Genomic DNA, 22,539 nt, shown 5'->3' on the forward strand with positions numbered 1-22,539 from the left:
GTTATGATTGAGTTTTTGCGTTTCCCGGTAAAGCTGACCTTCGCGCTGGTGGCGGCGCTGATGATTGGCTTTCACTTCAATCTGGAAACGCCGCGCTGGGCGGTGATGACCGCCGGCATCGTGGCTGGCGGCACCGCCTTTGCCGCGGGCGGCGATCCCTACTCTGGCGCGCTGCGCTACCGTGGCGTTCTGCGTATTATCGGCACCTTTATCGGCTGTATCGCTGCACTCACCATCATGATTGCGACGGTGCGCGCGCCGGTGGTGATGCTGCTGCTGTGCTGCCTGTGGGCCGGCATGTGCGTCTGGCTCTCATCGCTGATTAAAGTCGAAAACTCCTACGCGCTGGGCCTCGCCGGCTACACTGCGCTGATCATCGTGGTGACCGCGGATGCCAGCGGCGGCCTGACGCTGGCGCCGCAGTTCGCCGTGGAGCGCTGCAGCGAAATTGTGCTCGGTATTCTGTGCGCCATTCTCGCCGACATGCTGTTCTCTCCGCGCTCGATCAAGAAAGTGATTGATGCGGAAGTGGATGCGCTGCTGGTAGCGCACTACCGCCTGCTGCAGCTGTGCGTGGCGCACGAGGATAAAGAGGAAGTCGACAAAGCCTGGAGCGCGCTGGTGCGCCGCACGACCGCGCTCAACGGCATGCGTAGCCAGCTGCTGATGGAGTCGTCGCGCTGGAGCAACACCAGCCGCCGGCTGCAAATGCTCAACACGCTATCGCTGACGCTGATTACTCAGGCCGCTGAGACCTTCCTGATTCAGAATTCGCGCCCGGATTACATCCCACCGCAGTATCGCCTGCTGATTGAAAAAGAGGTAACCAGCGTCAGCGACGTGCATAAGCGCATGAAGCTGATGCGCCGCGTTATTGGCGTCAGCAGTAAAAGCGTGCCGTTTACCCTGGCCAGCTGGGTCGGCGCGGCGACCGAATATCTGCTGCTGATCAATGGCGTCAAAAGTAACAGCCGTATCACCACGCTGGAGGAGAGCATTCTGCAGCGTGAAGTGGTGATCCAGGCGCGCTCAGCGGAAACGCATCATGCGATGATCAATGGCGTGCGCACCTTTGTCGCTACCGCGCTCGGTTCGCTGTTCTGGCTATATACCGGCTGGACTTCCGGCAGCGGCTGCATGGTGATGCTGGCGGTGATTACCGCGCTGGCGATGCGTATGCCGAATCCGCTGATGATGGCGAAAGACTTCTTCTACGGCATGGCCTTTGCGGTGCCGCTGGGCATGCTCTACTTCATCTGGGTATTGCCGGGCACCCAGCAAAGTGCCTTGCTGTTGTGTATCGCGATTGGCGCACTCGGCTTTATCGGCGGCATCTTTGTACAGCGGCGGCAGATTGGTACGCTGGGCGCGCTGATCGGCACCATCAACGTGCTGGTGCTGGATAACCCGATGAAGTTTGAGTTCAACGTGTTTCTCGACAACGCGCTCGGTCAGTGGATTGGCAGCTTTGTGGCGATGATGGTGATTTTGCTGATTCGTGACAAATCCAAAGCCCGCACCGGACGCAAGCTGCTGAATCGCTTTATGTATGCTGCGGTGGCCGCGCTGACCACCAATCAGGCGCGTCGGCGTGAGAACCATTTACCGGCGCTTTATCAGCAGCTGTTCCTGCTGCTTAATCTGTTCCCTGGCGATATCGACAAATACCGGATTGCGCTCACGCTGATTATTGGTCATCAGCGCCTGCGCAACGCGGAGGTACCGGTCAATGCCGATCTGTCGGCGTATCACCGCCAGCTGCGCGCCACCGCCGACCGCATTATTGCGGCCAGCAGCGATGATAAACGGCGCTACTACTTTGAGCGCCTGCTGCAGGAGCTGGACGTTTATCAGCAGAAGCTGCAGCACTATGCCGCCCCGGCCAGCGTGACGGAACCGGTGAAACGGCTGTCGATGATGCTGGATAAGTACCAGAACACCCTCATCCAAATCTGAAACTGGCCGCTGCCTGGCGCAGCGGCTGGCCTGATGCCACGCTGACCCTCATTGCCCGATTATTGCCATCTATACTTTCCTGACAGGATGCTCACTGACAGGAGAATAACGATGTCCACTTCCCTGCAACAACACGAACTGTTCAACACTGGCTACTTCGCTGACGGCCAGTGGCACACCGCCAGCAGCACCTTTGATGTCACCAATCCGGCCACCGGCGAGGTACTGGCGCAGGTGGCGAAAGCCGGCAAGGCTGAAACCGAACAGGCGATTGCCGCCGCACAGCGCGCTTTTCCGGCTTGGCGCGACAAAACCGCCAAACAGCGCAGCGAAATCCTTTATCGCTGGTACCAGCTGATCATTGAGCACAAAAGCTGGCTGGGCCAGCTGATGACCGCCGAGCAGGGCAAACCGCTAAAGGAAGCCGAGGGGGAAGTAGAGTACGCCGCCAGCTTTATTCAATGGTTTGCCGAGCAGGCGAAGCGCGCCAACGGCGAAATTATCCCGCCGGCCAAAGCCGGTTCACGCATTCTGGCGACGCGCGAGCCGATTGGCGTGGTCGCTGCCATCACGCCGTGGAATTTCCCGATGGCGATGCTGACGCGCAAACTCGGCCCGGCGCTGGCGGCCGGCTGCACCGGCATCATCAAGCCGGCCAATAACACCCCGCTCAGCGCCTTTGCGCTGGTGGCGCTGGCACAAAAGGCGGGCGTGCCGGACGGCGTGCTGAACGCGGTAGCCGGCGACACGCACGCCATCAGCGACGCCATTATGGCTTCCCGCGCGGTGCGTAAAATCTCCTTTACCGGTTCCACCGCGGTGGGGAAAACGCTGATGCGGAACGCGGCCGAAACCATGAAGAAAGTCTCGATGGAGCTGGGCGGCAACGCGCCCTATATCGTCTTTGACGATGCCGATATCGACGCGGCGGTGCAGGGGGCTATCGCCAACAAATTCCGCAACGCCGGCCAGGTGTGCGTCAGCGTTAACCGCTTCTATATCCACAACGCAATATACGACCGCTTTGTGCATCAGCTGGCTGAGGCGGTGGGCAAACTGAAAGTGGGCAATGGCGTGGAGCCGGGCGTGGTGGTCGGGCCGCTGATTGAGGCGTCCGCGGTGGAGAAAGTGGAAGAGCATGTCAAAGATGCGCTGAGCAAAGGCGGGAAACTGCTGGTGGGCGGCGAGCGCCATCCGCTGGGCGGCAACTTCTGGCAGCCGACGGTGATTGCCGATGCGCATGAAGAGATGCAGCTGGCGCAGGAAGAGACCTTCGGTCCGGTGGCCGCCTGCTTCCGCTTTGACGATGAAGCTGAGGTGATCGCGCGCGCCAACAATACCGAATACGGTCTGGCGGCTTACTTCTATACGCAGAATCTGCAGCGCGTGTTCCGCGTTTCGGCGGCGCTGGAAGCCGGCATGATTGGAATCAATGAGTGCGCGGTCTCGACCGAGCTGGCACCGTTTGGCGGCGTGAAAGAGTCCGGACTGGGACGCGAAGGATCGGTGCTGGGCATGGAAGAGTATCTGGAAGTCAAAGCGCTGCACCTCGGCGGTCTGGCGTAGCGAGAGGATGTCACCATGAGAACCGAGCGTTTCGACTTCAATGAAATCGTCGATCAGGCTCATTTCTACCGTCAGTTTTGCGAACGTTTCGCGCTGGCGGATCGCACCATTCACGATCTGGACGATCTGTGGGAAATGATCATCGGCGAGCAGATCCCGTTGCCGCTGGAAATTGCGTTCATCAATCTGGGGAAAGGGCAGAAACGCCGCTATGGTGCGCTGATATTGCTATTCGATGAGGCAGAAGAGGAGCTGGAAGGCCAGCTCCGCTTTAATGTTCAGTAGCACAACCAAAAAGGGCCCCGGCAGGCGGGGCCAAAGGGTTCGTCAGAATTGACGAGGAATTATTTGTACAGCTCTGCAGTCAGGTGATAGCTGTCACCAGTGCGCGCTTCAATCACTTTATACGCGCTGGCACCCTGCTCATCGGCTTTCTGAGAAAGCTGAGCGCGGTAATCCATAGGTGAGCCGCCTGTTCCGCTAACGGTAATGGTCTGGCCGGTAGATTGCAGATTCTGCGCGGATTCATCCGTTACCAGTTGGGCAGCCGAAGCGCCAAAAGCGAACAGAGAAAGCAGCGTAGCGGTTGCGATGGTTGTTTTGATTTTCATAATTCGTCTCCTCATTAGAATCAACAACCTGCGGCACGAAGAGGGTAAGCGGGTCGTCGATCTTCTCCCGGCGACTGCATAACGCCGGATCGATAGTTAAAGTTTATTTGTACAGTTCAGCCGTCACGTGGAAAGTGTTGTCCTGATTGTTCTCAATGATGCGGTAATGGCTGGCACCCTGAGCATCGGCTTTCTGGGACAGTTCCTGACGGATATTGGTCTGGTCGCCATCGACGCCGCTCACGCTAATGGTCTGATTCAGCGGCTGCAGATTTTCAGCCTGGGTGTTTGTTACCAGGGTGGCAGCACTGGCGCCAAAAGACAGAACGGAAGCCAGACTCAGTACAGCAATAGATAATTTGGTTTTCATGATTCACTCTCCTGAAATGGGGTGGGCAACCTGAGAGGCAAACGCCTCTCAAACGGGTCGCCGTTCACACTGCATCTTGTTCCGGCAAACTTATTTATAAAGTTCCGCGGTTGCGTGGTAGCTGTTGTCGTTATAAGCCTCAACAACGCGATAGGCTTTAGCACCTTGCGCTTCAGCTTTGGCGTTCAGCTGCTGATGGATATCCATCGGTGAGCCGCCAATGCCGCTGACGCTAATGGTGCCGACCGGCTGCAGGTTCGCTGCCTGTTCGGCGTTGATAGAATCTGCGGCGAAAGCACCAAATGACAGGGCAGATAGAACACTCAGGGTGGCGATAGTAGTTTTAACGTTCATGGTATTTTTCCTCGTCTTCTGTTTTTCTCTTTTTGATTTCGTGTGATTTGCATCACGAAAAGAAGTATAGATCTAATCACCCATGAAATTAATATCCCGCTAATAATGATTGGTTGTAATTCTTTATCCTTATGGCACATTTTTATAACGCAAAGTTATTAAAACCGCCTGGATCTTAACCAGGAGGGTGTATTTTCATGCAAAAACAATGATCTGCATCAAATTATCTTTTTGTGCGAAACAATGTGGTTGATCAAGCTGGCTGCGAGCTAAAAGCAAGAGATAACCGCTAAGCACTAATTGTAAAGCAGCGTAAAATAGCGCAAAGGGTTAAGCAGGCGAAAAGGTCGTACCAATAGTTCCCCGCATTGAGAACCCGGCGGAATATGGCTAAGCAGTTATTTTGTAAGGTGTTGGCGATAAAACAGCGGGATAAGCGCGGGCGGGCAGGCAAGGTTACCGGCAGGTGAACCGCCGGTAACAGACAGGGTTTTATAGTTCCTGTTCGAATAACACCAGCACGGCGTCATACAGCTGCTTCACCGTAAAGGCGCGCGCTGGCGTAATAAAGATGGTGTCGTCACCGGCGATGGTGCCGAGGATGCCTTCGGCTTTGCCGAGGGAGTCGAGCAGGCGGGCGATCAATTGGGCTGCGCCCGGGCTGGTATGAATCACTACCAGCGCATCGTTATAGTCGATATCCAGCACCAGATTCTTCAGCGGACTGGTGGTGGTAGGCACGCCCAGTTCGGCTGGCAGGCAGTACACCATCTCCATTTTGGCGTTACGCGTGCGCACCGCGCCAAACTTGGTCAGCATACGAGAAACTTTTGACTGGTTGATGTTGCCGAAGCCGTCTTCCTGCAGCGCCTGGACAATTTCGCCCTGAGAGCTGAACTTTTCTTCTTTCAGTAAGGCTTTGAACGCCTTTATCAGATCGTCTTGTTTAGATGGGTTTCGCATAAGCTACCAATAAAAGAGGGTTGCAGCAGGCAACAGGCCCGTCGCAGATAAATTATTATGCATTTAGATGAATTTTTATGCAATAAGCGGATGCGTGAATTCACGGCATGCGCGTGTGGGGCGGGCATGATAACAGAGTTTTATCCTGCACCAAAATCGCGCGCTGGCGCGCAAAGCGAAGGTTGCAAAGTTGTTATATTATTGAAGTGGTAACAACAAAACGATGATCATTGCCGTCCATAGTCTTCTGGCTGCGACTGGATCATTCAGGCGACTTCTGAAGTGGAGATGTCTCGGGAGCCGATTGCGGCGTAATGTTATTGCGCGACAGGTGTGTCGCTATCGCCTGAGAAGTTGATTAAACTCGTAACCTGATGGATTTCCGGCATATCTCTGCCCCACCTTAATAAGGAGTTCAGGATGAAAGTTGCCGTTCTCGGTGCAGCTGGTGGTATTGGCCAGGCACTCGCTCTGCTGCTCAAGACCCAATTACCCGCAGGTTCAGCCCTCTCACTGTATGACATTGCCCCGGTGACGCCAGGCGTCGCGGTTGATCTCAGCCACATTCCTACTGCCGTGAAAGTCGAAGGGTTCAGTGGCGAAGATGCCACGCCGGCTCTGCACGGCGCCGATGTGGTGCTGATCTCGGCCGGTGTGGCACGCAAACCTGGCATGGACCGCGCCGATCTGTTTAACGTCAACGCCGGTATCGTGCGTAACCTGATTGAACAGGTGGCGACCACCGCGCCAAAAGCGCTGATTGGCGTCATCACTAACCCGGTAAATACCACGGTGGCGATTGCCGCCGAAGTGCTGAAAAAAGCCGGTGTGTACGATAAAAACCGGCTGTTTGGCGTCTCAACGCTGGATGTGATTCGCGCCAACACCTTTGTCGCAGCCCTGAAGGGCAAACAGCCTACGGAGATTGAAGTGCCGGTGGTCGGCGGGCATTCAGGCGTGACCATTCTGCCGCTGCTGTCGCAGGTTAAAGGCGTCAGCTTCAGCGAGCAGGAGATCGCCGACCTGACGAAACGTATTCAGAATGCCGGTACCGAAGTGGTGGAAGCCAAAGCCGGTGGCGGCTCGGCGACGCTGTCGATGGGCCAGGCGGCGGCGCGCTTTGGTCTGTCGCTGATTCGTGCACTGCAGGGCGAAGCCAATGTCGTAGAGTGCGCCTATGTGGAAGGCGACGGCGAGTACGCGCGCTTCTTCTCGCAGCCGCTGCTGCTGGGCAAAAACGGTATCGCCGAACGCCGTCCGCTCGGGCCGCTCAGTGATTTCGAACAGCAGGCGCTCAACGGCATGCTGGATACGCTGAAAAAAGATATCGCGCAGGGCGAAGAGTTTGTGAAGTAACCCGCGCGTAAAGAAAAAACGCCCGGCGCATGCCGGGCGTTTTGTTTTACAGGCCACCGGATTTGAAAGTCCGGCTGGCAGCCGAACCGTTGCTGGCGGGCGTTTTGCGCCCCAGCGTTTCCATCCGTACCTGGAAAGGCGGGAACGGCATCTCAATGCCATGCTCTTCAAAGCCGCGCAGAATCAGCTGATGCAGCTCATGACGCAGCGGCATACGATGGCCCATCTCCGCCGCGTGCACGCGCAGCTCAAACAGCTGAATGCCCTGCTGCAGATCCACCAGGAACACATCCGGCGCTGGCATATCCAGCACGTAGGTACAGCGATCGGCCGCCTGCTTCAGGATGGTCGTCACCTCTTCGCTGTTAACGTGGGCCGGTGCCGGAATGGTCAGCACCACGCGCGTCACCGAATCCGACAGCGACCAGTTGACGAACTGCTCGGTGATAAAGGCCTTGTTCGGCACGATAATCTCTTTGCGGTCCCAGTCGGTAATGGTGGTGGCGCGAGTATTGATGCGGGTGATGCTGCCGGTCAAATCGCGAATGGTCACGGTATCGCCAATACGAATTGGTTTCTCAAACAGGATGATCAGGCCGGAGATAAAGTTAGCGAAGATCTCCTGCATCCCAAAGCCCAGCCCCAGACCCAGCGCCGCTACCAGCCACTGCAGTTTTGACCACTCCACGCCAATAATCGAGAAACCAATCAGACCGCCGACCAGCATCAGCGCGTATTTGGTCAGGGTGGTAATGGCGTAACCGGTACCGGGCGACAGGCTGAGGTGTTGCAGCAGCGCCAGCTCCAGCAGCGCCGGCATATTGCGCACCAGCTGGGTGGTAATGATAAAGATCAGGATGGCGATCAGCACGGCACCCAGCGTAATGGGCTGTACGCTCTCGACGCCCTGCACCGTGGTGCTGGCATCCCACAGCGGGATGTTGTCGAGGAAGCTGAACGCGGAGTGGATCTCAGACCACAGCACAATCACCGACACCAGCGCAATCAGCGTCAGAATCGAGCGGACCAGCCGCAGCGACTGCGCGCTGATCGCATCCAGATCGATAATCGGCTCTTCGACTTCCACGGTATCGGTGCTGACGGCAGACTGCTGCTCTTTTTCCTCTTCGCTGCGCGCGCGGTTGGCCAGCATATCGGCACGACGCTGGCGCGCGCGGTCAAAGGCGATGCGGCGGCGCTGAATCAGCATCCAGCGGCGAATGATGTGGTAAATCACCAGCAGGAAGAACCAGATGCCGACCGAGGTTTCCAGACGCGCCAGCAGCGCCTGCGCGGTGGCCAGATAGCCAATGCAGGAGGCCAGCGCTGCCACCAGCGGGATGGCGATCATCAGGTTCCACAGGATCCGGTTAACGAAGTTGTCGCCGTCGCCCTCTTTATCTAAATAGAGCGGGATACCGGCGCGTTTCAGGCTGACGGTGACAATGCTCAGCGCCCCGCAGATCAGAATAAAGCACAGGCGCCCCAGCGTAGCGGAGAACTGCGGATCGTCGAGGTTGGCGAAAGCAATCAGCAGCATAATCAGCGGTACGATCAGGCCGACCGTCAGTGAGTAATAACGCATGGCACGCGCGACCCGCGCCTGCGGCCAGCGGAAGTGCACGACAAACAGGCCGTCAGGACGGGCAAAAGCCGCGCTGATCATGAATGCCCACAGCAGCGGCAGGGTGGCAGTGATGCCATCGCCAATCGCTACGGCAAACGGGTAAGGCCAGGCGTGCTGCAGGCCAAAGCCGAGCGCGGCCCACAGCACCGGCAGCGGCACCGCGACCAGAATCGACCAGAAGACGGTGCGCAGCGTCAGGCTGAAGCGGTCCTGCGTCACTTTCCCCACGCGGCTGGCCGCACGCGCCATAAAGGCGTTGTAGTGACGACGTGTGCTGATGCTAAAGCCCACCAGCAAAATGGCGCCAATAATCGGCAGCACCGTTTCGCGGTTAGTGAACATCATCGCCAGCGCTTTGCCCAGCTGGCCCAGCGTGTCCAGCGACAGCAGGCGCGTCAGGTCGGTGGCCACGTCCAGCGGATATTTCAGGCCAACCGGACTAACGTCGGCGGTCCAGAACAGATAGCGGTGCGTCGCCTCTTTAACTTCACTCAGCGCGTCCTGCAGCTGCGTATTGGAAACCTTCAGCTTGGTGATTTCCAGAATCAGCGTGTCGCAGCCGGAAATCAGTGAGTTCAGCAGTTCACGCTGGGTTTTCAGCTGGGCATCCAGAATGCGCGTCTGTTCACTGGTGAACGGCGTGCCGTCCGCCTGTTTCTCTTTGCGCAGCGCCTGCTGGCGCTCCAGCAGGTCTTCATAATGCAGCCGCTGCACGCGCAGCTGGCCCATTTCACTGTCGATCTGCTGGGATTTCGGCATCTCCGGCAGGCGCGCCACCTGCGCGCGCAGCGCTTCACCCAGCAGATTTGACACGCCCAGCCACTGTGACTGCTCGCGCAGCGTGCTCAGCGCCTGGCGCACCTGCAATGTCTGATTGGTGGCGAGACGCTGCTGCGAGGCCACCAGATCCATACGCTGCGCCTGCTGATTCAGATCGGCGGAGAGCTCGCGGTTAACGCGGAACTGATCGCTGATGGAGGCCGGCAAATCGCCGCTGTTTTCCGCCAGCTGTTCGGTGCGCTCCAGTGCCAGTTCGGCTTCGCGCTGGCGCTGGTTGTTGAGCTGATTGCGCAGCGCCTGCAGATAGTTATCCAGCTGGGTGGCTTTGCGCTGATGCACTTCCGCGCGCATGCGCGCCAGCTCCTGACGGTTATTGGCGGACAGCTGCGCCAGCTCCAGCTCATCTACCCGCGCTTTACTGGCAGCGCTCTCGGTCTGACGCGCATAAATCTGCGCCTGTGCCAGCGGGGTAGCGGCAGCCGCCACGCCCTGTGCGCGCCGTTCGCTTTCGGTCATGGCGCGCCGCGCATCGGTCTGCTGCTGCGGCAGCTGCGACAGAGAATCGCTGATTTCGCGGGCGCGATCCTGCTCCTGCTGCGCCTGGCGGCTCTCCTCCAGCAGCTGGCTGCTAACCTGCAGGATCTCCTGATCCAGCTCGGCATTGCTCATGTTGCTACGCACCGGCTTGCTGCTGTCGGTCAGCGTGGCGATTTGCTGACGCAGCTCGCGGGCCAGCCGCGGGAAATCATCGATTACCTGCTGATACTGTTTCGCCCGTTCCAGCGAGTCGTCGCGTTCGGACAGGAAGTTAATTGCTGCTTCCAGCGCCTGCACCTGTTCGGCCTGGCTGGGCGAGCTTTTCGCGGATTTCGCCGTTTCCAGATCTTGTTTCAGCTGGCTGGCGGGTGGAACGGTGGCGGCAAAGACGGTGCTGCTGAGCACCAGGCTCAGCAGCAGAAAAAGAGAGGCGCGCACGGCGGTGTTTCCCGGAATTAGTCGATGAGCGGAGCGCTGTCGCCGGGCTGCGGCAGGGCGATAGCCAGCGGCTGACCCAGGCGGGTTTTGCTTTCGGCTTCAAGGCTTTCAGCCAGCTTAACGCGGTTCGGCGCAAACAGGTTGATCACCGTCGAGCCCAGCTTAAAGCGGCCCATCTCCTGACCTTTCAGCAGCACGACCGCGCCATCATGATCGGCCGATGGGTAGCGCCAGCGTTTGATCACCCCTTCGCGCGGCGGCGTCACGGTGCCGGCCCAGACGGTTTCGATGCTGCCGACGATGGTGGCGCCCACGAGGATCTGCACCATCGGGCCGTGATCGGTATCGAATACGCAGATCACGCGTTCGTTACGGGCAAACAGGTTCGGGATGTTGCGCGCGGTCAGCGGGTTAACCGAGTAGAGATCGCCCGGCACGTAGATCATTTCGCGCAGGATGCCGTTACACGGCATGTGCACGCGGTGGTAGTCGCGCGGCGCAAGGTACGTGGTAACGAACTCACCGTCGACAAATTTTTCCGCCAGATCGTCATTGCCGGCCAGCAGCGCCTGCAGCGAGTAGGTGTGGCCTTTGGCCTGGAAGATCTGATCGCCAGCAATACGGCCCAGCTGGCTGATGGCGCCATCCGCTGGCAAGGCCAGCAGCGAAGCGTCCGGATCGATAGGGCGTGCCCCCTCTTTTAACGGGCGTACAAAGAAGTCATTAAAGGTGCGGTAGCTGCCGGTGTGCGGCTTGCTGGCTTCCGCCATATCCACTTTGTAGAACCAGACAAAAATGTCGATGACCGCTTTGGTCAGCCAGCCAGCGCGGCGGCTGGCGCCCCAACCGGCGAGCTCGGTCAGCGCTTTTTTAGGCAGAATGTGATTCAGGCCGAGTTTAAAACGATCAAACACCGTTGCCTCCTGGCTTAATAACGTTTGGTTTACACAAAAGGGGGCGGATTGTAGCAGCGCCCCGGTCAGTTGGCGAATGTGCCGTTGTACCCGTTAATCTTCGCTGGCGGAAAAGTTTTTACGCGTTTTTACCTGCGCCATACTCTCCAGAATACGGTGGTAGTTATCGAAGCGTGAAATGTCGATGATACCGTTCTCCACCGCTTCGCGGATGGCGCAGCCCGGGTCGTTGTCGTGCTTGCAATCGCGGAACTTGCAACCGCCGAGAAACTCTCGGAATTCGACAAATCCCTGGGTAATTTGTTCCGGCTCCAGATGCCACAAACCGAACTCGCGTACGCCGGGTGAATCGATGACATCACCGCCGTGCGGGAAGTGATACAGCCGTGAGGCGGTAGTGGTGTGCTGGCCGAGGCCGGACACGTCCGACACATCATTGGTCAGGATCTCATCACCTGCCAGGTCGAGGCCGAGCAGGTTGTTCAGCAGGCTGGATTTGCCCACGCCGGACTGGCCGGCAAAAATGCTGACGCGGCCGGTAAGCGCCGCTTCCAGATCCTTCAGTCCGTCTTTGGCGCGGCTCGACACCATCAGTACGCGATAGCCAATGTGGCGGTAGATATCCATCTGCTCGTCGACAAACGCCCGCGCGTCCTCATCCAGCAGATCGGTTTTATTCAGAACCAGCAGCGGCTCCACGCCAAGCGTTTCGCTGGCCACCAGATAACGATCGATAATGTTAAGCGACAGCTCCGGCAGGATCGCCGACACAATAATGATCTGATCAATGTTGGCGGCGATCGGTTTCACGCCGTCATAGAAGTCCGGGCGCGTCAGCACCGTCTGGCGCGGGTGCACGGCTTCAACAATACCTTTGCCACCGTTTTCGCCGGCGGCGCGCCACACTACGCGGTCACCGGTGACCAGCGAGCGAATAGTGCGGCGAATATTACAGCGATGCACCTCGCCGGCGCTGTCTTCCACATCCGCGTGCATGCCAAAGCGGCTGATTACTACGCCCTCAGAGGCTTCACCAAACAGGCTGTCGTCCGGTTCCGGCTTTTCGTTCCGTTGCTGCAGACGACGCTGATGGTTGGCGCTGACGCGACGTTGTTGACCCTTCGACAATTTATTTTTGCTCACGCATCCTCTCACGCTTTCGCCAGGCTTCGCCCCGCTGGGCAAAACGTCTATGATACACCTTAATTCAGGCTAATGACGACTTTGGCAACAGGCGGGAAATGCATGACAGCGGGAAATGAAAACAATCTGATTTGGATCGACCTGGAAATGACCGGACTGGATCCGGAGCGCGATCGCATTATTGAGATCGCCACCATTGTAACGGACGCCAACCTCAACATTCTGGCCGAAGGTCCGGTACTGGCGGTGCATCAGTCCGATGCGCAGCTGGCGCTGATGGATGACTGGAACGTGCGCACCCACACCAATAGCGGGCTGGTTGCGCGCGTAAAGGCCAGCCAGCATGACGATCGTGCGGCGGAGCAGGCGACGATTGCGTTTCTGCAGCAGTGGGTTCCGGCCAACACCTCACCGATTTGCGGCAACAGCATTGGCCAGGATCGCCGCTTCCTGTTTAAGTACATGCCGGAGCTGGAAGCCTATTTCCACTACCGCTATCTGGATGTCAGCACGCTGAAAGAGCTGGCGCGCCGCTGGAAGCCAGAGATTCTGCCAGGCTTTAAAAAGGCCGGTACGCATCAGGCGCTGGACGACATTCGCGAGTCCATTGCCGAGCTGGCCTACTACCGCGAGCACTTCCTGCAGCTGTAAATCAACGCGGGTGCGCAGGAAAGCAGCAGTTTGCCGATTAAAACAGCAAACGCGCGCAAAGCGCAAAATTTTGCTTTGCAACGCTTGCGGCGGGAAGGATTTCTCGTATAATGCGCACCCCGTACCGGTGAAGAATTTACAGCAGGTACGGAGCAGTAAAAGTAACAAATGTTCTGAATCAGGTAGTTCAGTTGCGCTAAGGCGGTCAGCGCCGCAGCAGATTGAAAGACAATGATGCGGGAATAGCTCAGTTGGTAGAGCACGACCTTGCCAAGGTCGGGGTCGCGAGTTCGAGTCTCGTTTCCCGCTCCAGAACGTGCAATAAAAAGTAATGCATCAGAATCAAGGATTTCAGCCGCGTCCAGGCCGTTAACGCCGCAGCGCAATGAAAGACGACGATTATGCGGGAATAGCTCAGTTGGTAGAGCACGACCTTGCCAAGGTCGGGGTCGCGAGTTCGAGTCTCGTTTCCCGCTCCAGTCTCTGTTGCAGTACGCCATCCAAATCACGGATTTAGTCTTTTTGCGGTTGTTGTGACTTAAGAATGCCGGTACATAATCGAGTATTTGAGTTTGCAACAAGGCGGCAACTGAGCGAATCCCTGGGAGCTTACACGAGTAAGTAACCTGGGTGAGCGAAGGCAGCCAACGCCGTGGCAGACTAAAATACGAAGATTATGCGGGAATAGCTCAGTTGGTAGAGCACGACCTTGCCAAGGTCGGGGTCGCGAGTTCGAGTCTCGTTTCCCGCTCCAGATTTTCATATTCACTAAAGTTATTTGCCCCCGGGCACAATCAGACATACAACTGCTGCAGTCGTTTTACCTGTGCGGTTCCGTTTGTTATCTGGAAATTTTGCACGCCGCGTGAGTGCCGAGGATGTCTGCGTCTGTTGCAGTAATCTTACAGGTTATCCACAATGCGCCCGCAACGTGCTGACGGCGTTTTACCCTATCTGCAAAACCGTTTTGAACAGAGTTATCCACAAGCTCTGGACAAGCCCCTGCGCGCAAAACCCGACGTAAATGTTTACAGTAATTATCTAACCCTATGTTTTTTATTGGGTAAATGATATTTCAGACTGTGAATGCCCCTTTTAGACGAAATAACGATCCACGTCACTATTCGGGGAAATAATTTTATTCACAGCATGTGGAAAAGCATAATATCCTGCGCGATTGCTCAATCATGCATCACGCGGTAACCCTTTCTCGACGGCGCGCACCAGCCGCTGCTGCTGTGCCGATTGCACCTCTACCACCTGCGCCGCGCGCTTTTGCCGCTGCTGCGCTATCGCCCAGTCAATGTGCTCATCCAGCAGCGGATGTTCACCGCGCCGCTGTTCTAATGCCGTGAGATTCGCGGGTGCCCAGGGCGCATTACCCAGCGCCACCGCTACGTTACGCAGCCAGCGCAGATGGCCGATGCGGCGAATGGCGGAGCCTTCCGTGACGCGCAGAAAACGGGCTTCATCCCAGCCGAACAGTTCGACCAGCTGCGGCGCGTGTAGCACCGCGCGCGGCGAAAAATCCTCTTCGTCGGTCAGCTGACCATAGCGATTCCACGGGCAGATCAGCTGGCAGTCGTCACAGCCGTAAATGCGGTTGCCGATCAGCGGGCGCAGCGCTTCGGGAATGGCGCCTTCCAGTTCAATGGTGAGATAGGAGATGCAGCGGCGCGCATCGACGACATAAGGTTCGACGATGGCGCCGGTCGGGCAGATGGTCATGCAGGCGACGCAGCGGCCGCACTGCTCTTGCTGCGGCTCATCCACCGGCAGCGGTAGATCAATCAGCAGTTCGCCGAGGAAAAACCACGAACCGGCTTCGCGATTCAGCACCAGCGAATGTTTGCCGGTCCAGCCAAGTCCGGCTTTGACGGCAATCGGCCGCTCCAGAATTGGCGCGGAGTCGACAAACGGACGAAAATTGAGTTCGCCGCAGTGGGCCTGGATTTTTTCTCCGAGCTTTTTCAGTCGATTGCGCAATACTTTGTGGTAATCGCGGCCCAGCGCGTAGCGGCTGACATAACCCAGCTGCGGGTTTTTTAACGTGCTGGCAAACGCGGCTTTGGCCGGAAGATAGTTCATGCGTACGCTGATCACGCGCAGCGTGCCGGGCAGCAGTTCATGCGGACGGGCGCGCATCATGCCGTGACGCGCCATCCAGTCCATCTCGCCGTGATACTGTTTCTCCAGCCACTGCTGCAGTTTCGGCTCTTCGGCGCTCAGGTCGGTATCGCAAATACCCACCTGCTGAAAGCCGAGTTCGCGCCCCCACTGTTTAATCTGTTGAGCGAGCTGTTGAAGATCGAGAGGGTATGACATGAGAGACCAGGCAATTGAAGCAAACGCACGCAGTTTACCACACTCTGTCTGGCCTGCGCAGGCCATGCCGCAACTGGAGTGCGACGCCGCCGATAGCCTGGGCCTGACGCTGTATGAACTGATGCAGCGCGCCGGGCAGGCCAGCTATGAACGGATTCGCCAGCAGTGGCCGCAGGCGCAGCACTGGCTGATTTTATGCGGCCACGGTAATAACGGCGGCGATGGCTACGTGGTGGCGCGGCTGGCGCATGCCGCCGGGCTGAGCGTGACGCTGCTGGCCTGTGACAGCGAACGTCCGCTGCCGGAAGAAGCACAGCAGGCGCGCGACGGCTGGCTGGCGGCGGGCGGCATAATTCATGCCGCCGACGCTGCCTGGCCGGAACACATCGACGTGATTGTTGATGCGCTGCTGGGCACCGGGCTGAATCGCGCGCCTGCCGCGCCTTATCAGTCGCTGATCGAACAGATCAATGCGCACGCCGCGCCGGTGTTTGCCGTCGATATCCCTTCCGGGCTGGTGGCGGCGACCGGCACCACGCCAGGGGCGGCGGTCGTGGCGGACTGTACGTTAAGTATGATTGCGCTGAAGCCCGGTCAGCTCACCGGCAAAGCGCGTGACCACGTCGGCGTGCTGCATTGCGCGACGCTTGGTCTGGACGCGTTTCTGGCTGGCGAGCCGGCGCCGATTCATCGCTACGCTGCAGCGGATTTACCGCGCTGGCTGAAGCCGCGTAAAGCCACCTCGCACAAAGGCGATCACGGCCGTTTGCTGGTGGTTGGTGGCGACAGCGGCACGGCCGGCGCGATCCGCATGACCGGCGAAGCGGCGCTGCGCAGCGGTGCCGGGCTTGTGCGGGTGTTAACGCATGAAGATAATATTGGTCCGATTCTCAGCGCACGACCGGAGCTGATGGTGGATGCCCTGAGCGACGCGCGGCTGGACGACGCGCTGGCGTGGGCGGATGTCATCGCCATCGGCCCCGGTCTTGGCCAGCGTGAATGGGCTCAGAAGGCACTGAAAAAGGTGGCACTGAGTGAAAAGCCGATGCTTTGGGATGCTGATGCGCTTAACCTGCTGGCAATCAATGCAGATAACCGTCAGAATCGCATCATTACGCCGCATCCCGGCGAGGCAGCACGCCTGCTCGGGGTGAAAACCGCAGAGATTGAGAGTGACCGCTTACACGCCGCGCAGACCCTGGCAAACCGCTACGGCGGCGTGGTGGTGCTGAAAGGTGCTGGTACGGTAATTGCCAGCGCGACGGGCGACATGGCGATTGCGGATGTCGGCAATGCAGGCATGGCGTCCGGCGGTATGGGCGATGTGCTGAGCGGTATTATCGCCGCCCTGTTGGGCCAGCAGGCCACGCTGTTTGACGCCGCCTGTGCGGGCTGTGTCGCGCACGGTGCCGCGGCGGATGCGGTAGCGCGACAGCGCGGGACGCGCGGCATGTTAGCCACTGATTTGTTCGCACTGCTGTGGCAGTTTGTTAATCCAGAGATGATCCAACAATAAAGCATGAAGACCTGTGTTATTCCTTTGCCCGATGAGGCGGCAACCCTGAATCTGGGTGCGCAACTGGCCCGCGTTTGCAGCAGCGCGGTGGTGATCTATCTGTATGGCGATCTGGGTGCCGGTAAAACCACCTTCAGCCGCGGCTTTTTGCAGGCGCTTGGCCATCAGGGCAACGTCAAAAGTCCAACCTATACGCTGGTTGAGCCCTATCAGCTGGGCGACCGCAGTCTGTACCATTTCGATCTCTATCGCCTCGCCGACCCGGAAGAGCTGGAGTTTATGGGCATCCGTGACTACTTCAGCGGCGACGCGCTGTGCCTGGTTGAGTGGCCGCAGCAGGGCGCGGGTGTGCTGCCAGAGCCGGATCTGGCACTGACGCTAAGCTACGTTGCCAGCGCGCGCGCAGCGGAAATCAGCGCGCATTCGCCGCTGGGCGATACGCTGCTGCAGCAGTTTCAGCAGGGCAGGGAACCGGCATGATGTCACGCGTTACCGGGATGATGCTCGCCCTGCTGTGTCTGTTCTCCTCGTCGGCGCTGGCCGCGACACTATCGGATATCAAAGTCGATAACGGCGACAGCCAGGCGACGGTGACCCTGAGCTTCAACGGCCAGCCGGTGTATGGCTTCTTTCCGCTGCACAACCCGAACCGGGTGGTGCTGGATATTCGCCAGAGCGGCAATATTCAGGGGCTGCCGCTCAACTTTAGCGGCGAAAACATCGTTAAACGGATTCGTAATAGCCAGCCGAAGGATAAGCAAAGCATCCGGCTGGTGTTTGAGCTGACCCAGGCGGCGAAAACGCGCGCCAGTACGCAGCGCGACGGCAATCAGTACCGCGTGGTCTTCACCATCAGCGGCACCCAGCCGGCCAGACGCACCACCGCGGCGGCACCGGTGACGCGTGCGCGCCAGAGCGACAGCGCCACAACCAGCCAGGGCAATCCGTTCAACGCCAATCCGGTGACGGCGGTGACCAGCAGCAACACCACGGTACGTCCGGGCGGTGCTGTCAGCCGTAATGATGCGGTGATCGTGGCGATTGATGCCGGACACGGCGGTCAGGATCCTGGCGCGTCGGGCCAGCACGGCTTACATGAAAAGAATGTCACCATCGCCATCGCGCGGAAGCTCAAGGCGCTGATGGATCAGGACCCGATGTTTAAACCGGTGCTGACGCGTAACGGCGACTACTTTATTTCGGTGATGGGCCGTTCCGAGGTGGCGCGTAAAGAGAACGCTAACCTGCTGGTATCGATTCACGCCGACGCCGCACCGAATCACTCTGCTACCGGGGCTTCGGTTTGGGTGCTGTCCAACCGTCGCGCCAACAGCGAAATGGCTAATTGGCTGGAGCAGAAAGAGAAACAGTCTGAGCTGCTGGGCGGCGCGGGCGATCTGCTGGCGAACAGCCAGGCCGATCCCTACCTGAGCCAGGCGGTGCTGGATCTGCAGTTTGGCCATTCACAGCGCGTCGGCTATGACGTGGCGGTTAAAGTGCTGCAGCAGCTGCGCGGCGTAACGCCGTTGCACAAACGTCTGCCGGAACATGCCAGCCTCGGCGTGCTGCGTTCGCCGGACATCCCTTCTTTACTGGTTGAAACCGGCTTTATCAGTAACGCCGGGGAGGAGCGGCTGCTAGGCAGCAGCGCGTATCAGGAAAAGATTGCCCAGTCGATTTACAAAGGACTGCGTAACTATTTCCTCGCGCATCCGCTGCAATCGGTCCCAAAGGAGGAAAACCGGCCGCTGGATCGCGCACCAGCGGTTAGCGTCGCCAGCAACCCGGCCACCGGCACCGTGCAGTATACCGGTGCTACCCAGCGCCATACCGTGACGCGCGGCGAGACGCTATCCGGCATTGCCGCGCGATACGGTGTCAGCATGGCAACGCTGCGCGAGCTGAATAACCTGAAGCGCGATGTGGTGTGGGTCGGCCAGCGGCTGAAAGTGCCGGCCGGTTCCGGCGTCAGCACCGCGGCCAGCCGTCCGGCGCGGCACAAAGTGGTGCGCGGTGATTCGCTGACGGCGATTGCCGCGAAGTACGGCGTCAGCCCGAAAGCCATCATGCAGGCGAATAACATGAAGTCGAGCAACGTAATGCTGGGGCAAAATTTAAAGATTCCACAATCCTGATGAGGGGCTGCGCGCAGCCCATACCTGATAAGGATCACCACCATGCCAATACAGATTTTACCGCCTCAGCTGGCGAACCAGATTGCCGCTGGCGAAGTGGTTGAGCGCCCGGCCTCGGTCGTAAAAGAGCTGGTGGAAAACAGCCTTGATGCCGGAGCGACGCGCATTGAGGTCGATATTGAGAAGGGCGGTGCAAAGCTAATCCGCATCCGCGACAACGGCTGCGGCATTGCCAGAGATGAACTGGCGATGGCGCTGGCCCGCCACGCCACCAGCAAAATCGCCTCGCTGGATGATCTGGAGGCGATTGTCAGCCTCGGCTTTCGCGGCGAAGCGCTGGCGAGTATCAGCTCGGTGTCGCGCCTGACGCTAACGTCGCGCACTGCCGATCAGCAGGAAGCCTGGCAGGCCTATGCCGAAGGGCGCGATATGGCGGTGACGGTCAAACCCGCCGCCCACCCGGTGGGGACCTCGCTGGAAGTGCTCGATCTGTTCTACAACACGCCTGCCCGCCGAAAATTCATGCGCACCGAAAAGACCGAGTTCACCCATATTGATGAGGTGATTCGCCGCATTGCGCTGGCGCGTTTCGACGTTGCGATTTCGCTGACGCACAACGGCAAGCTGGTGCGTCAGTATCGCGGCGTGACGCAGGAGGCGCAGCGCGAGCGGCGTCTGGGCGCCATCTGCGGGACGCCTTTCATGCAGCACGCGCTGCGCATTGACTGGCAGCACGACGATCTGGCGCTGCGCGGCTGGGTGGCCGATCCGGCGGGGTCGCGTCAGGTTACCGACCTGCAGTACTGCTACGTTAACGGTCGCATGATGCGCGATAAGCTGATTAATCACGCCATCCGCCAGGCCTATCAAACCCAGCTCGGTGAAGATCAGCAGCCAGCCTACGTGCTGTATCTGGAGATTGACCCGCACCAGGTGGATGTCAACGTGCATCCCGCGAAGCATGAGGTGCGTTTTCATCAGTCGCGTCTGGTGCATGACTTTATCTGGCAGGGCGTGATGAGCGTGCTGCAGGCCAGTCGCAGCGCCGAATTGCCGCTGGCCCATGCCGAAGAGCCGCCGCCGCAGTGGCAGCCAGAGAACCGCCAGGCCGCCGGGGCGAATCACTTTGCCCAGCCGGCAACCGGTGCGCGCAGCGGTGGCAGCGCGGCATCCGGCGGCACGGGCGGCCAGTGGCAGCCGAAAGAGCCGGGCTATCGCGCGCGTGAAGGGGCGGTTTATCAGCAGCTGATAAAAACGCCGGCGGCGGAAGCGCCACGCGCACCGGCCGCTGAACCCGCGCCCGCGCCACGCCCGGCACCCGCGCGTGAAGCGCCGCTGGCCGCCCACACGCAAAGTTTTGGCCGGGTGCTCAGCGTGATACGCGAGCGCTATGCGCTGCTGGAGCGCGGGGAGACATTGCAGCTGCTGTCATTAAGCGTGGCGGCGCGCTGGCTCAAACAGGCCCAGTTGCAACCCGGCGATGAGGGGCTCAAACCGCAGCCGCTGCTGATCCCGGTACGGCTGAAAATCGCTCACGAAGAGTTAAGCGTGATTGACGCCCAGTCGGCGCTGTTAAGCCAGATGGGCATTGATTTACAACGGGAAGGACAGCATGTGACGCTGCGCGCTGTCCCTTTACCGTTACGAACACAAAATTTACAAATCTTGATTCCAGACCTGTTAGGCTATCTCGCCCGGCAGCAAGAGGTTTCTGCTTCCGCACTGGCCCAGTGGCTGGCGCGACGCGACGATGCGGCAGAACCTCACTGGAATCACTCGCAGGCGATCACGCTGCTGGCAGAGCTCGAACGGCTCTGTCCGCATCTGCTGAAATCGCCGCCTTCAGGTCTGTTACAGACCCTTGAGATTGAGAGCGCGCTAAACGCGTTGAAGCATGAGTGAACTGAACCAGGCTAGCCGGCCAAAGGCAATTTTTTTGATGGGGCCGACCGCCTCCGGTAAGACGGCATTAGCCATTGCGTTGCGTCAGCAACTTCCGGTGGAACTTATTAGCGTTGACTCTGCCTTAATCTATCGCGGGATGGATATTGGCACGGCGAAACCGTCGGCACAGGAGTTGGCGCAGGCACCCCATCGCTTGCTGGACATTCGCGACCCGGCGGAGAGCTATTCCGCTGCTGAGTTTCGTCGCGATGCGCTGGCAGAAATGGCGGAGATTACCCAAAAAGGTAAGATTCCGCTGCTTGTTGGTGGAACCATGCTTTACTTCAAAGCGTTGCTGGAAGGATTGTCGCCGCTGCCCTCGGCCGATCCGGAAGTGCGTCAGCGAATAGAGCAAATGGCGGCGGAAAAAGGCTGGGAAGCCCTGCACCGCCAGCTGTGTGAAATCGATCCGGTCGCCGGTAGTCGTATTCATCCGAATGATCCGCAGAGACTTTCGCGAGCACTGGAAGTTTTTTTTATTTCGGGTAAAACTTTAACGGAACTGACAAAAACGGCCGGTGAAGCGTTACCCTACGATGTGTACCAGTTTGCTATCGCTCCGGCGAGCCGTGAACTGTTACACCAGCGCATCGCGTTGCGTTACGACCAGATGTTAGCGTCAGGTTTTGAAGCGGAGGCTCGGGCACTGTTTGCACGAGGTGATTTGCATACGGACATGCCTTCCATTCGCTGTGTTGGTTACCGTCAGATGTGGTCTTATCTGTCTGGCGAAATCGATTACGACGAAATGGTTTATCGGGGAATTTGCGCCACCCGGCAGCTCGCTAAACGCCAGATGACCTGGTTACGTGGCTGGCCCGACGTCCACTGGTTAGACAGTGACGCGCCAGAATTAGCGCGTAATGCGGTGCTTCAGGTTGTTAGTGCGTAGCAGGGATGATTGTGTACAATTGGTCCGTTATCGTGCGCAAATTTTTACGCAGTTTTTCTGAACCACGGTTCACAAAGTAACAAACAACAAGCATATAAGGAAAAGATAGAATGGCTAAGGGGCAATCATTACAAGACCCGTTTTTGAACGCATTGCGTCGTGAACGTGTACCGGTTTCGATCTATTTGGTGAATGGTATTAAGCTGCAGGGACAAATTGAATCCTTTGATCAGTTCGTCATTCTGTTGAAAAACACGGTAAGCCAGATGGTGTATAAGCACGCCATCTCTACAGTGGTTCCTTCTCGTCCGGTTTCGCACCATAGCAACAACGCGGGCGGCAGCGGTGGCAGTAACTACCACCATGGCGGAAGCAACCAGGGCGCTCAGTCGCAGCCACAACAAGACGGCGATAACGCAGAGTAATTCTGCACGGCCGTAAAGCCAGGGCTGGGGAGCGAG

General features: G+C 58.5%; 19 protein-coding genes and 3 tRNA genes. 14 read left to right on the forward strand and 8 right to left on the reverse strand.

Going from position 1 to position 22,539, the window contains the following annotated elements:
- Positions 1–3: 3 nt before the first annotated feature.
- From aaeB to C1N84_RS01840, 3 genes are all read left to right on the forward strand, one after another.
- Positions 4–1,956: a p-hydroxybenzoic acid efflux pump subunit AaeB gene (gene aaeB / locus C1N84_RS01830; protein ID WP_021508143.1), complete on the forward strand. Its 1,953-nt coding sequence runs from the start codon at positions 4–6 to the stop codon at positions 1,954–1,956.
- 111 nt (positions 1,957–2,067) lie between these two features.
- Entirely contained in the window at positions 2,068–3,522 is a 1,455-nt protein-coding gene (locus tag C1N84_RS01835) for an NAD-dependent succinate-semialdehyde dehydrogenase (protein WP_264441919.1), read from the forward strand.
- A gap of 15 nt (positions 3,523–3,537) precedes the next feature.
- The gene (locus tag C1N84_RS01840) at positions 3,538–3,807 is read left to right on the forward strand and encodes a barstar family protein (RefSeq protein ID WP_021508141.1); all 270 of its coding nucleotides are present in this window, start codon (positions 3,538–3,540) and stop codon (positions 3,805–3,807) included.
- A 59-nt stretch (positions 3,808–3,866) separates the two neighbouring features.
- On the opposite strand, the gene yhcN (C1N84_RS01845) is transcribed toward C1N84_RS01840, so the two are convergent.
- The 4 genes from yhcN (C1N84_RS01845) to argR all read right to left on the reverse strand — a co-directional run bounded on the left by yhcN (C1N84_RS01845) (position 3,867) and on the right by argR (position 5,820).
- On the reverse strand, positions 3,867–4,133 hold the full coding sequence (yhcN, locus tag C1N84_RS01845; protein WP_021508140.1) for a peroxide/acid stress response protein YhcN: 267 nt from the start codon (positions 4,131–4,133) through the stop codon (positions 3,867–3,869).
- A 103-nt stretch (positions 4,134–4,236) separates the two neighbouring features.
- Positions 4,237–4,503, reverse strand: a complete 267-nt coding sequence (locus C1N84_RS01850) for a YdgH/BhsA/McbA-like domain containing protein (RefSeq protein WP_021508139.1) — start codon at positions 4,501–4,503, stop codon at positions 4,237–4,239.
- A gap of 90 nt (positions 4,504–4,593) precedes the next feature.
- Positions 4,594–4,857 (reverse strand): peroxide/acid stress response protein YhcN, encoded by a 264-nt coding sequence (gene yhcN / locus C1N84_RS01855; protein WP_021508138.1) that lies wholly within the window; start codon positions 4,855–4,857, stop codon positions 4,594–4,596.
- Between the two features lie 492 nt (positions 4,858–5,349).
- On the reverse strand, positions 5,350–5,820 hold the full coding sequence (gene argR, locus C1N84_RS01860; RefSeq protein WP_021508137.1) for a transcriptional regulator ArgR: 471 nt from the start codon (positions 5,818–5,820) through the stop codon (positions 5,350–5,352).
- Between the two features lie 420 nt (positions 5,821–6,240).
- Between argR and mdh the strand changes: the two genes are divergently transcribed.
- The gene (gene mdh, locus C1N84_RS01865; RefSeq protein WP_241798578.1) at positions 6,241–7,176 is read left to right on the forward strand and encodes a malate dehydrogenase; all 936 of its coding nucleotides are present in this window, start codon (positions 6,241–6,243) and stop codon (positions 7,174–7,176) included.
- 46 nt (positions 7,177–7,222) lie between these two features.
- Here the strand turns inward: mdh and mscM are convergent, their stop codons facing one another.
- The 3 genes from mscM to rsgA all read right to left on the reverse strand — a co-directional run bounded on the left by mscM (position 7,223) and on the right by rsgA (position 12,615).
- Positions 7,223–10,558, reverse strand: a complete 3,336-nt coding sequence (gene mscM, locus C1N84_RS01870) for a miniconductance mechanosensitive channel MscM (RefSeq protein WP_127834644.1) — start codon at positions 10,556–10,558, stop codon at positions 7,223–7,225.
- Between the two features lie 17 nt (positions 10,559–10,575).
- Positions 10,576–11,472, reverse strand: coding sequence for an archaetidylserine decarboxylase (gene asd / locus C1N84_RS01875; RefSeq protein WP_021508134.1), 897 nt, complete (start codon positions 11,470–11,472; stop codon positions 10,576–10,578).
- Positions 11,473–11,565: 93 nt separating this feature from the next.
- Positions 11,566–12,615: a small ribosomal subunit biogenesis GTPase RsgA gene (rsgA, locus tag C1N84_RS01880; protein WP_325971535.1), complete on the reverse strand. Its 1,050-nt coding sequence runs from the start codon at positions 12,613–12,615 to the stop codon at positions 11,566–11,568.
- A gap of 102 nt (positions 12,616–12,717) precedes the next feature.
- Between rsgA and orn the strand changes: the two genes are divergently transcribed.
- The 4 genes from orn to C1N84_RS01900 all read left to right on the forward strand — a co-directional run bounded on the left by orn (position 12,718) and on the right by C1N84_RS01900 (position 14,020).
- A complete protein-coding gene (gene orn / locus C1N84_RS01885; RefSeq protein WP_021508132.1) occupies positions 12,718–13,266 on the forward strand; it encodes an oligoribonuclease in 549 nt (182 codons plus the stop codon).
- Positions 13,267–13,502: 236 nt separating this feature from the next.
- Positions 13,503–13,578: transfer RNA gene (locus C1N84_RS01890), tRNA-Gly, on the forward strand.
- Positions 13,579–13,669: 91 nt separating this feature from the next.
- Positions 13,670–13,745 (forward strand) — tRNA-Gly (locus C1N84_RS01895).
- Between the two features lie 199 nt (positions 13,746–13,944).
- Positions 13,945–14,020, forward strand: a tRNA-Gly gene (locus C1N84_RS01900).
- Between the two features lie 431 nt (positions 14,021–14,451).
- Here the strand turns inward: C1N84_RS01900 and queG are convergent.
- The gene (queG, locus tag C1N84_RS01905; protein WP_104188193.1) at positions 14,452–15,591 is read right to left on the reverse strand and encodes a tRNA epoxyqueuosine(34) reductase QueG; all 1,140 of its coding nucleotides are present in this window, start codon (positions 15,589–15,591) and stop codon (positions 14,452–14,454) included.
- Here queG and nnr point away from each other — a divergent pair.
- From nnr to hfq, 6 genes are all read left to right on the forward strand, one after another.
- A complete protein-coding gene (nnr, locus tag C1N84_RS01910; RefSeq protein ID WP_264441921.1) occupies positions 15,590–17,107 on the forward strand; it encodes a bifunctional ADP-dependent NAD(P)H-hydrate dehydratase/NAD(P)H-hydrate epimerase in 1,518 nt (505 codons plus the stop codon). The genes queG and nnr overlap by 2 nt on opposite strands.
- 3 nt (positions 17,108–17,110) lie before the next feature.
- Positions 17,111–17,587 (forward strand): tRNA (adenosine(37)-N6)-threonylcarbamoyltransferase complex ATPase subunit type 1 TsaE, encoded by a 477-nt coding sequence (gene tsaE, locus C1N84_RS01915; RefSeq protein ID WP_059012451.1) that lies wholly within the window; start codon positions 17,111–17,113, stop codon positions 17,585–17,587.
- The gene (gene amiB, locus C1N84_RS01920) at positions 17,584–19,242 is read left to right on the forward strand and encodes an N-acetylmuramoyl-L-alanine amidase AmiB (RefSeq protein ID WP_394541703.1); all 1,659 of its coding nucleotides are present in this window, start codon (positions 17,584–17,586) and stop codon (positions 19,240–19,242) included. The genes tsaE and amiB overlap by 4 nt, the downstream gene beginning before the upstream one ends.
- A gap of 42 nt (positions 19,243–19,284) precedes the next feature.
- Positions 19,285–21,144 (forward strand): DNA mismatch repair endonuclease MutL, encoded by a 1,860-nt coding sequence (mutL, locus tag C1N84_RS01925; RefSeq protein WP_264441923.1) that lies wholly within the window; start codon positions 19,285–19,287, stop codon positions 21,142–21,144.
- Positions 21,137–22,078, forward strand: coding sequence for a tRNA (adenosine(37)-N6)-dimethylallyltransferase MiaA (gene miaA / locus C1N84_RS01930; protein ID WP_031280158.1), 942 nt, complete (start codon positions 21,137–21,139; stop codon positions 22,076–22,078). The genes mutL and miaA overlap by 8 nt, the downstream gene beginning before the upstream one ends.
- A gap of 110 nt (positions 22,079–22,188) precedes the next feature.
- Positions 22,189–22,503, forward strand: a complete 315-nt coding sequence (hfq, locus tag C1N84_RS01935) for an RNA chaperone Hfq (RefSeq protein WP_010618006.1) — start codon at positions 22,189–22,191, stop codon at positions 22,501–22,503.
- Positions 22,504–22,539 lie beyond the last annotated feature (36 nt).

The organism is Pantoea sp. SGAir0418 (assembly GCF_043529865.1).